10 protein-coding genes are annotated in these 15,137 nt (G+C 46.2%); 7 read left to right on the top strand and 3 right to left on the bottom strand.

Annotated elements, in window-relative coordinates; all coding sequences use genetic code 11:
* Positions 1-590 precede the first annotated feature (590 nt).
* The 3 genes from recC to recD are packed head-to-tail and all read left to right on the top strand — an operon-like array spanning position 591 to position 10,426.
* Positions 591-4,223: an exodeoxyribonuclease V subunit gamma gene (gene recC, locus MASE_RS10935; protein ID WP_014949804.1), complete on the top strand. Its 3,633-nt coding sequence runs from the start codon at positions 591-593 to the stop codon at positions 4,221-4,223.
* Entirely contained in the window at positions 4,220-8,185 is a 3,966-nt protein-coding gene (gene recB / locus MASE_RS10930; protein WP_014949803.1) for an exodeoxyribonuclease V subunit beta, read from the top strand. The genes recC and recB overlap by 4 nt, the downstream gene beginning before the upstream one ends.
* Before the next feature lie 33 nt (positions 8,186-8,218).
* On the top strand, positions 8,219-10,426 hold the full coding sequence (gene recD, locus MASE_RS10925) for an exodeoxyribonuclease V subunit alpha (protein ID WP_014949802.1): 2,208 nt from the start codon (positions 8,219-8,221) through the stop codon (positions 10,424-10,426).
* Between the two features lie 54 nt (positions 10,427-10,480).
* Here the strand turns inward: recD and MASE_RS10920 are convergent, their stop codons facing one another.
* On the bottom strand, positions 10,481-10,888 hold the full coding sequence (locus MASE_RS10920; protein ID WP_014949801.1) for a hypothetical protein: 408 nt from the start codon (positions 10,886-10,888) through the stop codon (positions 10,481-10,483).
* Positions 10,889-10,995: 107 nt separating this feature from the next.
* Positions 10,996-12,423, bottom strand: a complete 1,428-nt coding sequence (locus MASE_RS10915) for an aminotransferase-like domain-containing protein (RefSeq protein WP_014949800.1) — start codon at positions 12,421-12,423, stop codon at positions 10,996-10,998.
* 259 nt (positions 12,424-12,682) lie between these two features.
* Here MASE_RS10915 and MASE_RS10910 point away from each other — a divergent pair, with 259 nt between their 5' ends.
* From MASE_RS10910 to MASE_RS19820, 4 genes are all read left to right on the top strand, one after another.
* Complete coding sequence (locus MASE_RS10910; protein WP_014949799.1) at positions 12,683-13,303, top strand: LysE family translocator; 621 nt, start codon at positions 12,683-12,685, stop codon at positions 13,301-13,303.
* A gap of 85 nt (positions 13,304-13,388) precedes the next feature.
* The gene (locus tag MASE_RS10905) at positions 13,389-13,727 is read left to right on the top strand and encodes a nuclear transport factor 2 family protein (protein WP_014949798.1); all 339 of its coding nucleotides are present in this window, start codon (positions 13,389-13,391) and stop codon (positions 13,725-13,727) included.
* 39 nt (positions 13,728-13,766) lie between these two features.
* Positions 13,767-14,147, top strand: coding sequence for a VOC family protein (locus tag MASE_RS10900; RefSeq protein WP_014949797.1), 381 nt, complete (start codon positions 13,767-13,769; stop codon positions 14,145-14,147).
* 37 nt (positions 14,148-14,184) lie between these two features.
* A complete protein-coding gene (locus MASE_RS19820; RefSeq protein WP_052160396.1) occupies positions 14,185-14,520 on the top strand; it encodes a hypothetical protein in 336 nt (111 codons plus the stop codon).
* Positions 14,521-14,536: 16 nt separating this feature from the next.
* Here MASE_RS19820 and MASE_RS10890 read toward each other — a convergent pair whose 3' ends face one another.
* Positions 14,537-15,136: a DNA-3-methyladenine glycosylase gene (locus tag MASE_RS10890; RefSeq protein WP_014949795.1), complete on the bottom strand. Its 600-nt coding sequence runs from the start codon at positions 15,134-15,136 to the stop codon at positions 14,537-14,539.
* Between the last annotated feature and the right edge of the window lies 1 nt (position 15,137).

The raw sequence follows: 15,137 nt of genomic DNA, 5'->3' as shown, positions 1-15,137 counted from the left end.
ATTGTACTTGAATGACGCTTCGGGAGAAACTGCTAAATTTACGGCAGCGAGAGTAAAGCGCTTTCTTTAATGTCTGCTTGCTCGTGGTGCACTTGCACCACGGTAAAACTATGTCTTGTTGGTCATGTTTTCTATTTTTGTTTAAGTTATTGATATTTCAGGTTTAAAAAGTTGGCATTCAACCTGCAAAACATAAATCGTTAACAGTGCTGCTCAGTAGCGCTAACGTGAATGAGTGCCAGGCAACGCTTATTCACGTTGTTACTGAGTAGACCGTAAACCTTACCCATACAGATTTTTCGTGTCCTGAGGTCTGTGTGGGTTTTTTTTGTCTGAAAATCGCCCACACACGCTTCTTTGTACTCATTTACTGCGCCAGATCCCTCTATCACTTTGCTTAGAACTCTCCGAGTATTGATTTCGCCATGCCCCCAGTATTTGTTTTATTATCATAAGACATTTGCTTATCTAAATTTTGGAGAAATAACTTAACTACTGAGCCCAATGCGATACACTAAATTATAAGGTCGACGATACCTGTACAGTCTTTGCACAGTATCTAAAAGCACGTTCTACAAAGGATTTTTCGATTGCTTGCGCTATATCCCTCTAATAAATTAGAACACTTAAGTTTTCTTCTCACCACGCTTTTACGTCAGCAGCCCATGGGCGTATTTACGCCAGAAACCATCTTGGTTGAAAGCCCGGGAATGCAGCACTGGGTCAGCATGCAGCTTGCCACAGAACACGGCGTGGCAATGAATATTGATTACCCTTTACCAGTACGCTTTATGTGGAATACCGCACGTACCGTACTTGGACAGGACAAAGTACCCAAGCAATCTCCATATCGTCGTGAAGTACTGACATGGCGTATCGACAATATTCTCCAAGATGGCTCGCTAATGAGCGCAGAAGCCTTCGAGCAAGTTAACCGGTATTGGCAAAATGCGGGAAGTGAACAAGAGCAGGGGTTACAGCGCCTTCAGCTTGCTACCGCTCTGGCCGACGTGTACGAGCAATACTTACTGTACCGCCCAGACTGGTTGTTTAAGTGGGAAGCGAACGAACGCGCTGTATTCGATGACATGGAGATATGGCAAAGCGAAATTTGGCGCATATTGGTCAAAGAGCAACCGCTGCATCCTGCACGTTTGCATCAAATGACCCTAGAGGCGTTAGGAGCGTTAGAAGCTGGTCATTTACCAAGCGAGCCAACGAACAAGTTGCCTGATCGTGTGATAGTGTTTGCTATTAATACTATGGCCCCACAGCTTATCGCATTTTTTGACGCCCTCGCGCAGCACATTGATATTCATATATTTCACCTAAACCCCAGCGTTAATTACTGGGGTGAAGCGAAAAGCAGTAGCGAACAGGCGAAATTATTGCGGTTAGAAGGCCTTAAAAAATGGATGGAAGAAGATCAGTCAAACCCGCTGCTTGGCAACTTAGGTAAACAGGGCAGAGAGCTATTCAACTTACTCACTGAACTGGATACCTTTGAGATTAGTGCGTTTGATTCACCGGATTTTGAAGAAACAAACGATAACGCTGGCAGCGACAATGCTCGTGGTCTACTCGAGTATATTCACAACGATATCTTGCAGGCCGCTCAACCGAAGCCACTTGCTCATGATTTAAGAGAAAAAGACGATAGCGTTACTATCATGTGTACCCATTCCGCACTTCGCGAAGTGCAGGTATTACACGACCACTTACTACATTGGTTATCTCAAGATAAAACGCGCACCCCATCTGATATTCTGGTGATGTGCCCCGCCATCGAAAACTACGCGCCATTTGTTGATGCTGTATTTCACAGAGTAGGCACAAAGGCTTTGGCTGGCAGGGGGCAGGTTACGCTTCCTTGTACCATTGCAGATAGAAGCCCAATGGATGCAGAGCCGTTGATTGCGGCGTTTATGGCGCTGTTACAGCTGCCGGATAGCCGTTTTGGTGTGTCGGACATTATGGATTATCTGCAGCTAGATTCAGTGCAAAAGCGTTTCTCAGTATCCCAAGATGATATCGAGCAAATGGTGGTATGGCTAAAACAAGCTCATATTCATTGGGGTCTTAATAGTGCTCATAAAACGGCCGTTTCAGAAGGCGTTGATCTAGACGACACTTACAGCTGGTGGTGGGGAATTCGCCGGTTACTTATGGGTATGCTGGCACCAGATAGTGAAGTCATTGTGAGTGACTTACTTACTATTCCCGACGTTGAAGGACAGAGTGCGCTTACGTTAGGCAAGCTTATTGACGTTGTGGCGCTGTTGGGTGAGTTTGCCCAAGTATTAACAGCCCCAAGGACGGCCGCGCAGTGGTCTAAAGCCTTAATATCGCTTAGAGATGCGTGTTTTATGCCGATACAAGAGCAGCAGCAAAGTTGGGATCTTATTGCCAAAGTTGCTGCCGATCTTGCTGCACGGTGCGAAGAGGCAGCTTATGAACACGAACTCACCCTTCGTCAGGTTCGCGACCTGCTACTCAATCGATTCTCGTCGCCAGATGCTGGTAACCACTTTATGACCGGTCAGGTTACGGTGTGTTCAATGCTGCCCATGCGAAGCATTCCGTTTAAAAAAGTGTGCATTTTGGGGCTGAACGACAGTGAATTCCCCAGAAAATCAAGCCCGCTAGGCCTCGACTTAATGGCGGGCGCTGGCCGCCAGATTGGTGACCGCTCACGACGTTTGGAGGACAGATATTTATTCCTCGAAGCCATTATTTCCACCAGAGAGAGCTTATATTTAAGCTACCAAGGAAACGACGTTACTAATAATAGTGAGCGACAACCCAGTCTGGTATTGGCTGAGTTCATGGATATGCTAGAAAACAGCTACGCACTGGAGTTATCAAAGTACAGCGTTAATGCGCCGCTACACCCGTTTAGTGAAGAAGGCTTTACGGGAACCTTGCCGAGCTACGAAACAGGGTGGTTACGGTTAGCTGACGCGTTACAAAAAACGAAATTAAATACCGACGAAGCAGATAATGAATCTACCGATGATGGTAATTCGGCAACGCTAGCGCCATCAGCTGATACGCTTTCAACGCAAACGTTTCGTTTATCAGGTATTCAAATTGCGAGAGCTTTCAAAGATCCGCTGGAGTATTTTTCCGTCCAACGGCTGGGCGTGAATCTGTCTCAATCGTTTACGCTACTTGAAAATAGCGAGCCGTTTGAAACCAATGCGCTGCTGCGCTACCAGGTGCTCGACGCTATCTTTTCGTCTGCAGAGCGCGTTTCGCCAGAGAAAGATGATGTTACCCAGCTTTCCTATAGTGAAAAAGTGATCAAGTTTGCTTCGCTTAGAGGGGATATTCCCAATAACCCCGTTGCCAGAGATGAAGTTGACATGTGGAAAGAAGGGGCGTTGGCTTTAAGTCAGGCCATGGGCCCTCATGACGCAGAACCTAAAAAAGCACACTTTCAAGGCAAGTACATCACCTTTACTTCATCGGCTTTATTAGGCAGTGACGCGCTAGTCGAGCTATGTGCAGGCAAAGTTGACGCACATCGCGCCCTGGGATCCTTCATCTCCCAATTAGTTTTTTCAAGTAGCGTTGAAGAAACCAGCTACAGCAATTATCCGCTGGATATCTATTCGTGTGCTTGGGAAAAGGGCGAAACCATTTTGAAAAAGCAGCGCTTCCCCGCTTACGACCGGGAAACTGCTGTGCGGTTACTTTTGTTTATTGAACAGCTTTACATGGCTGTTTATACAGCGCCGACACCTATTCATTTAAGTTTGTTCGGTACTTTTATGCCCGGAGCCAGAAATTCAGACACCAAGCCAGTAGTGGAAAGCATAAAGCCTGAGATGTTTACCGACATTCTGCATGCGCTACTAAATAGTGCGGACGGGACTAGTGAAACCGACAGAGCAATACTTGGACAAGTTCAACATGCAATTGACGAGATGTGCCCGTTCACTGATAAAGACAACGCTGTAGCTAGCGAAACGACAAATGAAAAACATGAAAAAGCGAAACAGGCGGTGGATCAAGCCGCTGCACTTTTTAACACGATAGAGTTACAGCGAGCATTAATCGACTGGCAGCAAAGTAGCGGGCAGTTCAGCGCCGATATGGCAAGCAACCCTTACTTACATTGGCTGTTTCCTCAGGGCGTGAGTTGGAATGATATACCGCATTTAAGTGCTTTTGTGCTGCTCGCCATGGTCAACAATGCGTCTCAGGAGGAGAAGCTATGAGTTACAACCCTACATCCTCTGATAACCCTATAGACGAACAATCTCAGCCGCAAACCGACGACCACAGCGGCACTGAAGCGCAATTACTCGATGTAGTCGCTATGCCGTTAAAAGGGCGCCACCTTATTGAGGCCAGCGCTGGTACAGGTAAAACCTTTAATATTACGCGCTTGTATCTGCGTCTATTGCTTGAAAAAAAGCTCACCGTCAAAGAAATATTGGTGATGACTTTCACCAAAGCCGCGACCGAAGAAATAAAGGGGCGTATTGCGGCAACACTAAGAGAAGCCCTCCTTATTTGGCAGCAAGCCAAAGATAACGGCAATGAAATAGACAGTGGCTGTGACCCGGTTTATCAGTATTTATTTAATAGCTGTGATATTGACGAGAGTTTGGCACTTTTAAAAGCGGCGCAGCTGGAGCTTGATGAAGCCTCGGTGTTTACTATTCACGGCTTTTGTCAGCATGTTATTACCCAATTAGCATTTAACAGCGGCTTTGCCATGTCGCTTAATTTGGGCAATGACACCAGCGACTTATACCTTGAAGCTGCCGAAGACTTCATTCGAAAAATTAGCAAAAGCGAGGACGAGTTTAGACTACTGGCAGAGTCAGGCTGGCATACACCCGACAGACTGCTGCAAGAGTTTAACGCCAGCATTAAAAGTACTCTGACCCCAATATTACTTAGCGAGGAGGATATTGAAGCGGCTTGTAAAAAGCAGTTAGATGAAGCGCCGCATACGTCTTTAGCCTACGTGAAGTCTCTACTTCAAAACGTAGAAGACAATGAAGGGCTGTTGGTAGAACAGCTCATCAAAACACCGGCCCATAAAAAAGAGCGGCCGCAGGAATTGGCTGCACTTAAAGCTTGGTTGCGTTCTTGCGTGGATGAACAAAGTTATTATCTTCCGCCGCCGGAAGCGGAAGCCTTTGTTAAAGGTAACCGATATGCGCGAAATTCATCCGGCGTAAAAGAGATTTTAACGCCTATAAAAGATTTTGCAGTGACGCTTAAAAAAGCCTTTGGTGAGAAAGACAAAGCGCTTAGTAAGGTGCCTGTATTCAAGCTGGTGGTTGAAGCCATTGCGTTCATCAAGTCCCGCGTTGAAAAGCAGAAAAAACAGCTTGGCGTTATCGACTTCGACGATCTTATTCGCATGCTCGCCGACGAGGTGGTGAAGCCAAATAATACTCTTGTGCCTGAACTTCGCAAAAAATTTCCCGTAGCACTTATTGACGAATTTCAAGATACCGATGCAAAGCAGTACGCGATTTTAGACGCAGTTTATCCCAATCTTGAGAATGCTAACGAAAGCGCGTTATTAATGATAGGTGACCCCAAGCAGGCGATTTATCGCTTTCGCGGTGGCGATATTTTTACCTATTTAAAGGCGGGCAGGCAGGCTGATTACCGCTGGGTAATGAATACCAACTGGCGCTCGGTAGAGGGCATGGTTAAAGCCTATAACCGATTATTCTACGGTGCGCCTGTAGCATCAAATAAACCCGCCGATGTGTTTGGCTTTAACATCAAATACAACCCTGTGGAATTTACGCCTAAAGCAGCCGCGGCAAAAACGCCACTTATCGACCCTGCCGAACAAGACAATGTAATGAAAAGTGCTGTAATGAAGAGCGGTGTAATGAAAAGTGTTGTAACGAAACGCAGCGCAATGAACTACGTTAGCATGTGTTTGGACGACAAAGAAAACGCCCACATTATGCGTCGCAAAATGGCTCAGTGGATTGCGCAAGAGATTTACCGCTTATTGAACGAAGCGCACTTTCAAACCGCCAATGGTGGCACCGCGCCTGTTAAGCCTCAGGATATCGCTATCTTGGTGAAAGACAGGACCGAAGCTGGCGCTATCAAAAGTGTACTGCAGCAAAAAGGCTTGGCGTGCGTTTATTTAAGCGATCGCAGTAACTTATTTGCCAGTGCCGAAGCCAAAGATGTACTGCGGTTACTTAACGGTATTTGGCATGCTAACGACACCAGTAAAGTAGCGTCGAGCTTGGCGTCACCGCTTTGGGGTTATAGTGCCCAAACACTTATTGAATTGCTATACCATGAAGATGACGCGCAGTGGGATGCGGCTATCGACAAGGTATTGTCGCTGCGGGATATGTGGCTGCAAAAAGGGTGCATGAGTGTGCTGCTGTATCTAATGCAAGACAGCTATCAACCTCATGCTGACAGCGTGGAACGCGCCCTTACTAACTATCAGCATTTGGCCGAAGTGCTGGAAAAAGCTAGCACTACTCACCAGCGCCCAGAGCAGCTACTCGACTGGTTGAATAAGCAAATTCATAAGCCTGAAAGCGATGAAGAGCTTACTTTGCGCCTTGAAAGTGACAGCCAACTTATTCGACTTATTACTCAACACGGCTCGAAAGGGCTAGAGTACCCCATCGTGTTTGTTCCTTTTGCCACCGGCTACAGAGACGCCGCTAAAAACGGCAACACTACATCGCAAATATTTACCTATTACGACGAGGAAAAACAAGATTTACAAATGCAGCTTGGGCAGACGCCACAGGCCATAGCTCGCGTTCAAAGCGAGAGCGAAGCGGAAGACATGCGACTGGCCTATGTGGCGGTAACACGAGCTGCCCATCGCTGTTACATGGGCGTTGTACCGCTGACTAACAATGAAAGAAGTGCATTAGCACGAGCACTCGGTGTAGGTGGCGACGGCAGCAACAACGATTGGTCGAGTGTGTTAAACCGTGTTGCTGAAGAAGAAGCGTCCCATGCCAGCCATATCGACGGTGATGAGTTTGAGGAAGTGTATACTGGCTTTGAACAAGAAGATGAGTTACCTCAGCTTACCGCGTTGCAATTTACCGGCACGGCAAGCGAAGAATGGCGACTGTATTCATTCTCAGCAATGAGCCGTTTAACCACGGTTGGTGCTAACCAAAGCGTTGAAAGAGGCACAGCAGCAGAGTCCGGCGCAACAACAGAGCCCTTGGGTCAAACCCTTCCTAGTGTGCCCGTACTCCAAACCATTCGAGATGAAGAAGTGTATGCAAGCGACCCCCTTATGGGTGAGATGGGCTCAATTGATGCAGACATCAATTCCTCGGCAGGTATTGAAAGTACGGTAAGTAAAAGTGATCTGCGTTTTACCCTAGAGAAAGGTGCGAGCGCAGGTAATTTACTTCACGATATTCTAGAGCACAGTGACTTTAGTGCGCCCGATTGGGGAGAAACGGGTAAGGAACTGGTTAACCGCTTCGGGTTAGATGAAAAGCGAACGCCGCTACTTTATGAATGGTTAGAAGAAGCGCTACAGACGCCTCTGTATCCCAATATGCAGCTAAGTATGAGTGATTTGCCCTTAGTGCAAACCCTGCGCGAAGCCGAATTCTATTTTCCAATGAACGACACGCAATGGACTCAGCTTCGTGAAGTACTCGCTACCCATAGGCAAAACGTAGCTGACGTTATTGGTGGCGAGATGGAAACAGCGCCTCAATTAATCACAGCTAAATTACAGGGAATGATGCACGGGTTTATTGATTTGATTTTTGAACATGACGGTCAGTTTTATGTGGCAGACTACAAATCAACCTGGCTTGGCGATACCCTTGATAGCTACACGCCAACAGCGCTGTTTCACAATAACCAGCATCACCTTTACGACCTTCAGTACTTAATTTACTGCTTGGCGCTACATCGCTATTTAAAGAATACGCTGCCTAACTACGACCCAGATATGCATTTTGGTGGAGTGTATTACTTGTATCTACGCGGTATGCACCCAGAAAACGAGCGCGGGGAAGGGGTATTTTATACTGATGTTCCATCGTCTGTACTCAATCGATTAGACGGGATATTTGCGAGCAAAGACGATGCCCAGCAAGGCAATAGTTCTTCGAATGCAGGCAGCTCTCACCAGCCTTTGGAACAAACGTCTTCGGGTCAGCAGCAGTTTAGTTTCGATGACGAGTAGTCAACATCATAGAGGCTAAAGCAAAGGAAAATAATGAAAAGCAATCAACACTCTGTACCGTCATTTTTTGATAACTTGTTTGGCATCGAGGCGATCGACAAATTTGTCGCAAAAGAATTTGGCTTTATTGATGAACTGGAGCAAGAAGAACAGTTTATTTGGGCTGGGATCTTAGCATACTTGTCGTATATGCAGCGCAATGGCCACAGCTGTATCTATCTAAAAGACATAGCGGGTACGACGCTTTTTAAAGAGGTAGTAGCAGAACAAGAAGCAGTCTTGGCGGCCGAAACAAATGTGCATAGCAATAACGGAGCGGTTGGGGCATCTAAGTCGCCGGTAGAACAAACCGAGCAGGAAAAAGCGCCCAAAGCAGGTGTTGACGTGCCACAACTAACGCCGTTACTTAGAATTGTAAAAAGCGCGCTGAGTAACGAGCAGGTGGCTCAACTGTTTGTCTATAGCAACGGCAAGCTGTACAGCCGTCGCTACTATGAATTTGAACAAGAAGTAGCACGAAATGTTGTAAAACGAGCGGCGCTTACGCCCTTAAGTGATGAAGCTAGCGAAAAAGTAAAGCAACTTTGGCCAGCAATCTTTCCTACCGAAACAACCGACCGGCAAGATTGGCAGCAAATAGCAGTGGCGAAAAGCCTAATGCAGCGCTTTTGCGTTATAAACGGTGGGCCAGGAACAGGTAAAACCTATACTGTATTGCGCTTATTACTGGCGCTACAGGCTTGCGATGAAAACTTAAAAATTGTGCTGGCAGCGCCTACAGGTAAAGCGCAACAGCGTATGACGGAGTCTATCATGAACAGCATAGACGGACTTCGCGGCAAGTTGGACGACGCAGTACTTAACAACGTGCCTACCGATGCTGTGACGCTACATAGATTACTAGGATTGCGCGAGCACGGTGTATCGACTAAGTTCAATCAGCACAATCAATTGGCAGCAGATGTACTCATTGTCGATGAAGCAAGTATGGTCGACTTAGCGCTAATGACGCGCATCGTACGAGCGTTACCAGACCATGCGCGACTCTATTTTATCGGTGATGCCGATCAGCTTCCAGCAGTTGAGCTTGGCAACGTGTTAGAGCAGCTAGTTAGTACCGAGGCAGCAAGTTTTGACGAAAATGCGAATGTGCCAAATGGTACAAATAGCTTAAACAGCAATGACAACGCGTTTTCTTTAGGTGGCGTGCCATCGTTAATGCGTCAGCACATCGCTACGCTGTGCCCGCATTTGCCTCTGTTACCTGTTGATGAGCAGGCAAAAAGCTATGTAGCAACTCTGCAAGCACCGCAGCGCTTCAAAGGGCAGGTGGCAAAAGTTGCAACGGCCATACAGCGAGGTGATGCAAGCGGTGCACTTGCCGCTATTACCGACAAGGCTAGTGACAATGATGAAACTGCTGGCCTCAACTCAAATATCGATTCAACTCTTGTTTCAAAGACTGCATCACGCCTACAATCTGGCGTTCACCTATGGCCAGAGCACCAGGTTAGCGGCCGTGATTTACACCAGTTGGCCAAAGAAAGCTTCCTGCCTATTTTTGATGCTGGCAGTGCCGAAGAGGCGCTTAATCGTCTGAATGTGGTTAGGTGGCTAACCCCGGTCCGCAAGGGCGGAATGGGCGTAGAAGGCCTGAATAATTTGGTGTTCGATGCTATCAAGCACAAAATCAGAAAGCGGGAAGGCCATTTCTATCAAGGTCAGCCCATTATGATTGTAAAGAATCATCATCCTCAACGACTATCAAACGGTGAGGTTGGTGTAATCTGGCCTGACAGCAAAGGAAAGCTATATGCGTGGTTTTACCAGGATAGCCAAGCTTCGGGTCAAAACGGTTCAAGTCAGAAAGCTTCGGCAAATGCGGGAGACAGTGCTGACAAGACGCTAGCGCAAAAACAAGCGTTGCGCAGCATATCGCTATCAAGAGTACCGCAGTTTGAAACTGTGTATGCCATGACCATACATAAATCTCAGGGCTCTGAGTTTAACCAAGTTGTGCTTATTCTACCTAAGCCTGATAGCGAAAAAGCCGCCAATTTATTTCATCGAGGCCTAGTATACACAGGGTTAACCCGTGCTAAAGACGGCTGCTTAATCATCTCTGACACCGCTACATTTAGCCACATGGTTCAGCGGGTGGATAAGCGTTATTCCGGGATGTCTGAAGCGATTAGCCTGCACCTAGAGAGCACATCAAACGCCACCCCAGAGATTGAATAGAAATAAATGTACTCTGACCCCAAAATTTTGGGGTCAGAGTACATTTCTGTGTGGTTATTTTACTGGCGTAAAAAGGCACAGGCCGCGTTTGTTAATATCAATTGGGGTTTTGCTGATTAGATAAATGCGAGTGGGGGCAGTTACACGCAAAATTCCGCCTTCGGCATTTAAAAACTGTGAAGGCAAAAGTACAGACGTGTCTTCACTTTCTGAATTGTCGGTCTCGGCTTTCACTGCAAAGTGTGACAAACCGCAGTGATCCAGCCAACCTAATATATTATCTGGCGTTGCCACAAAATTATCGTGCCTCAATACGCTGCTATGTAGCGTAATATTCGCACCGAAGACGGGCTTATTCTCTATCGCCATTTGCGTGTTAGGCTTTAAATGCAGACGGTATAGTCCGTGTGCTTCAGGCACAATGTCATCATTCGCATCTGTATTATTCACTAACGTAAGCATACAAAGTTTCACAGGTTAGTTTGGATGGTTTTATTTTGGTGGACTTACGGCTAGCCTGCGTTGATGTGGATCAACTGCCTTTGGGTTTACGCACTTTGTATAAAAAATTAGGCTTCTTGTGCAACAAGCATCTCACCAAGACGCTGAATAGCTTCGGTGCGTGCAGCCTGCGTACTATCAATGAAATTAAAACGCAGGCAATGTCGATACTTACCTGTTGCCGAAAATAGTTGCCCTGGCGCGACATAAATTCCTTTTTGCTTGGCTTCGTCAGCCAGCTTCACGGAGTCATAACGGCTGTTTAGCTCTACCCAAAGCACATAGCCCCCTTGAGGGTAGCTAATACAGGTGTCGGCGGGAAAGTAACGCTTAATGTCTGAACGTAGTGCGTCTCGTGCACTTAGGTAATGGTGACGCATAGCCCGAATATGTTTGTCATAACCGCCTTGCTCAATGAAACTGGCTATAGCTAATTGGGGTAGAGTAGGGCACATAGAGCTACTGACATATTTAACGTGGAGCACTTTATTTCTATAGCTTCCCGGCGCTATCCAACCCACGCGAAAACCAGGCGCTAGCGTTTTTGAAAACGAGGAGCACAGTAAAACGCGCCCATCTTTATCGAACGATTTAATGGTTTTTGGACGAGGGTAGGCGTAGGCAATATCGCCGTAAATGTCGTCCTCTATAATGGCTACGTCGTACTCTCTGGCCAATTCATATAACGCTTTCTTTTTCGCCTCAGGCATAACAAATCCTTGAGGGTTATTTACCGTTGGGGCGACTAAAATGGCCTTGATCGGCCATTGGTCAAGCGCTAGCTTTAATGCCTTTAAACTCAGTCCTGTTTCAGAGTCGGTGGGGATCTCTAACGCTTTTAATTCAGCGCCTTTTATAGCTTGCATAGCACCGTAGAATCCGGGGGATTCTACCGCTATCACATCGCCGGCGCTCGCCACTGCGCGAAGGCACACAGATAAGGCTTCCTGGCAGCCAGAAGTTACAATGAATTCGTCGCTTTGCAACACACAGCCAGATGCTGCGGCCAATCGGCTTAGCTGTTTTCGCAGAGTTTCATCACCTTTTACGTCACCGTATATCATGCCGTCCAAGGCTCGATGTTTGGTGAGTTCATGCAGGCGTTTTATAAGCGGTTTAAGGGTTTTGGCAGTCATGTTGGGCATGGCATGCTGAAACTGGCACAGGGTTTTAGCGTCATGATCTTTATTGAAGGTATTCAGCAAAGTGTCTAGCACACCTTCCCATTGAGACACATCCATAGGGCGTTGCGGAGGCTTCGTCATGCTAGGGGTGTTATCTATTAAGATACTACGGGCGACAAAATAACCTGATTTAGGTTTTGCCTCTACCAGTTGCTGCGCTTCTAACACTCGATATGCTTCCTGCACGGTAGCTATACTTACTTTATGCTCCGTTGACAGCTGCCTAACCGAAGGTAACTTGTTCCCCACCTCAAAAACACCACGCTCGATTTGGGCTTTAAGTTCATTGGCTAATGTTTCGTAAAGCGTCATCGCAATATTTATTCTTATGAAGTTATCTGCATACAGATAACTATATCTTAATTGACAGGAGCTTTTAACCATACAGATTGGTGAAATAACTACCATACAGACGTTACCATGACTAAACTGTATGGCTGTTTTTAAGCGTATTTGGGTATGATGCATACAAAAATATGATTGTATTGTGTTGGTGAAAAACAAGCGTTTGGTTAACCGACCCCTTTCTTTTAAAGAAACGCATTGCTCACCTCAACACATAAGGACTGTCATGGAAACATCTTTACTCATCGCGCTTGCGACATTCGCGTTCATCAGTACGGTAACGCCTGGCCCGAATAATATGATGCTATTGGCTTCTGGAGCACAATACGGTTATAAACGTTCGCTGCCGCACATGCTGGGTATTGTAATTGGTGTCGCAGGTCTAATGATAAGCACACTGCTGGGCATTGGTGCGCTGTTCAACATATTTCCCGTACTGTACAGTGTGCTAAAAGTACTTGGCGTGGCATACCTGTTATGGTTAGCATTTAAAATTGCCACTGGCCCCGTAGATGAGCCAGTAGGCCTAGTAGAAAACAAAATTAAATCGACCAAACGCCAAGGGCCGCTCAAGTGGTGGGAAGGGGCATTATTTCAGTTAATTAACCCTAAAGCATGGATGATGGCGTTAGCTAGCGTAGGCACGTTTTCACTGCCTGGCGAGCACTACATTCAATCTGGTATTGCGATTGTTACCGCTTTTGCCGTGATTGGTTTTCCAAGCATCTCGCTTTGGGCAGCGGTAGGCGCAAAAATACGCGTGTGGTTGAGTTCGCCAACTCGAAGACGGCAGTTTAATCTTACAATGGGCGCGGCCACAGCAGCCACGTTATTTTTGATAGTGTAACGGTTATATTAACTGGACGCTGGCGTTTTGGGTGTAAACCGATTGGCTGATGTCTTTTAAAAAACTGATAAAAGGAACACGTAAAATGGAGTGGGTCGAAGTCTTTATTCAATACTTAAGAGCCTATGAACAAAAGGACCTAGACAGTGTTTCCGATATGTTTGCGGATGACATTGCATTAAGGGACTGGAAAATTTCTGTAAAAGGTAAACGGTTAGCCGTTGATGAAACACGTAAGAACTTTGAGAACGCTGATTCGATAGAAATAGATGTGCTGTCTACTATGGCAAACGAGAACATGGTGTGTGGTGAGCTTAAAATTGTAGTGGATAAGTCTGAAACACTGTTTGTTGTTGATGTCTTGAAATTTAATGAAAACGGCAAAATCACCGCTATTCACGCCTATCTAGGACGCGACGATTAAATCTAGCGCAAACAATACAAATACAAGGAGCAGGTCTTCATGGAATTGAACCAAGTTACGTTACCCGTTACCAATATGGTCGAAGCGGTGGAGTTTTACCTTACACTTGGGTTCACTCAAATTGTAGATACACCGCACTATGCCAGATTCACGTGTCCTGAAGGCTCGTCTACTTTTTCGCTCTCTTTAGAAAGCGAAAGTGCTCAAAATCACAGTGTGATCTACTTCGAACACGAGGCGCTAGATGAGCTGTATACCTCTCTTGTGGAAAAAGGTATTCGTTTTGAGCAGCCGCCAACGCAGCAGCGCTACCTTTGGAAAGAGGCCATTTTAAGCGATCCATCTGGCAACAAAATAAAGCTGTACTGGGCAGGAGAGAATAGAGTGAACCCGCCTTGGAAAGTGGAAATAAAGCAGTAGCCATTTGGATAAACTTCAAGAAAAACCGAGAATACCAGTGACAGAACCCCAAATAAGTGTGCACTTTCGCTTAACAACGTTAGATGCCATGCAAGCGTACACGCTAAAACGAGAAATTGAAGGCGCTTATTTTATTAAGCGTGAAGAATGTGTAGATAAAAAAGGCCCAGATGCGTTCATTGGTATGGTGCCGTTAAAAGAAAGCCTGTTTGACGAACTCAACGACTACGTTATTCGCCAGCAAATTCAATATGATGACTGCGATATTTATGTTGAATCAAAAACTGCTAGAGGTGATATTGCTGTACCAAAGGTGGTAAATAAATTGCTCAAATACATCGACTGCAAGCTGACCTTCGCTGTTGCGAAGTAGTCTTTATTGAAGTGCGCTACTTTAGCGTGAACCGCCAAGGCAAGGTTGTGTCATCCCGTGGACCTTGCTTACCAGTATGCTCGTCTTTTGCGTAGTCTATGCCAATGCGAGGCGAACTAGTAATGTGATCACTGACAATGGTGTAGTTACTTTTCTCAATCCAAATCAATGTATTGTTTAACACAGGCTCACCGTTAAGCGCAGGCGTTATCGCAAGAGCTTGTGTCAGCTTAGCTGGACCGTCACATAGATTACGCAATGATGTGTTCACGCCGCGACGTTCACGCATTTTGTCGACACCTTCTGTAGGCTTAATTTTTCGGATCAGAACAGAATCGGTGTGGTCAGCGTCATTGGTAACAATATTCAACATACTGTGAGAACCATAAATGGTGTAGATGTAAGCAACGCCGCCTTGCTTTTTAAGTGTTGATATCGAAGAAGGGCGCCGCAACAGGTGTTTTTCCATGGCAAGATCCTGATGACCACGGTAGGCTTCCGTTTCTGTTATCGTTCCCCCGGTTAGTACGCCGTCGATATTACTAAACAGGTAGTTACCAATGAGCGACTTCGCTATATTGACGACACCGCTATCAGTGAAAAAAGAACGCTGCATT

Source organism: Alteromonas macleodii ATCC 27126 (genome assembly GCF_000172635.2).
Lineage (GTDB): Bacteria > Pseudomonadota > Gammaproteobacteria > Enterobacterales > Alteromonadaceae > Alteromonas > Alteromonas macleodii.
The sequence above is the reverse complement of the archived record's forward strand: the minus strand, read 5'-3'. Positions and strand labels throughout refer to the sequence as shown.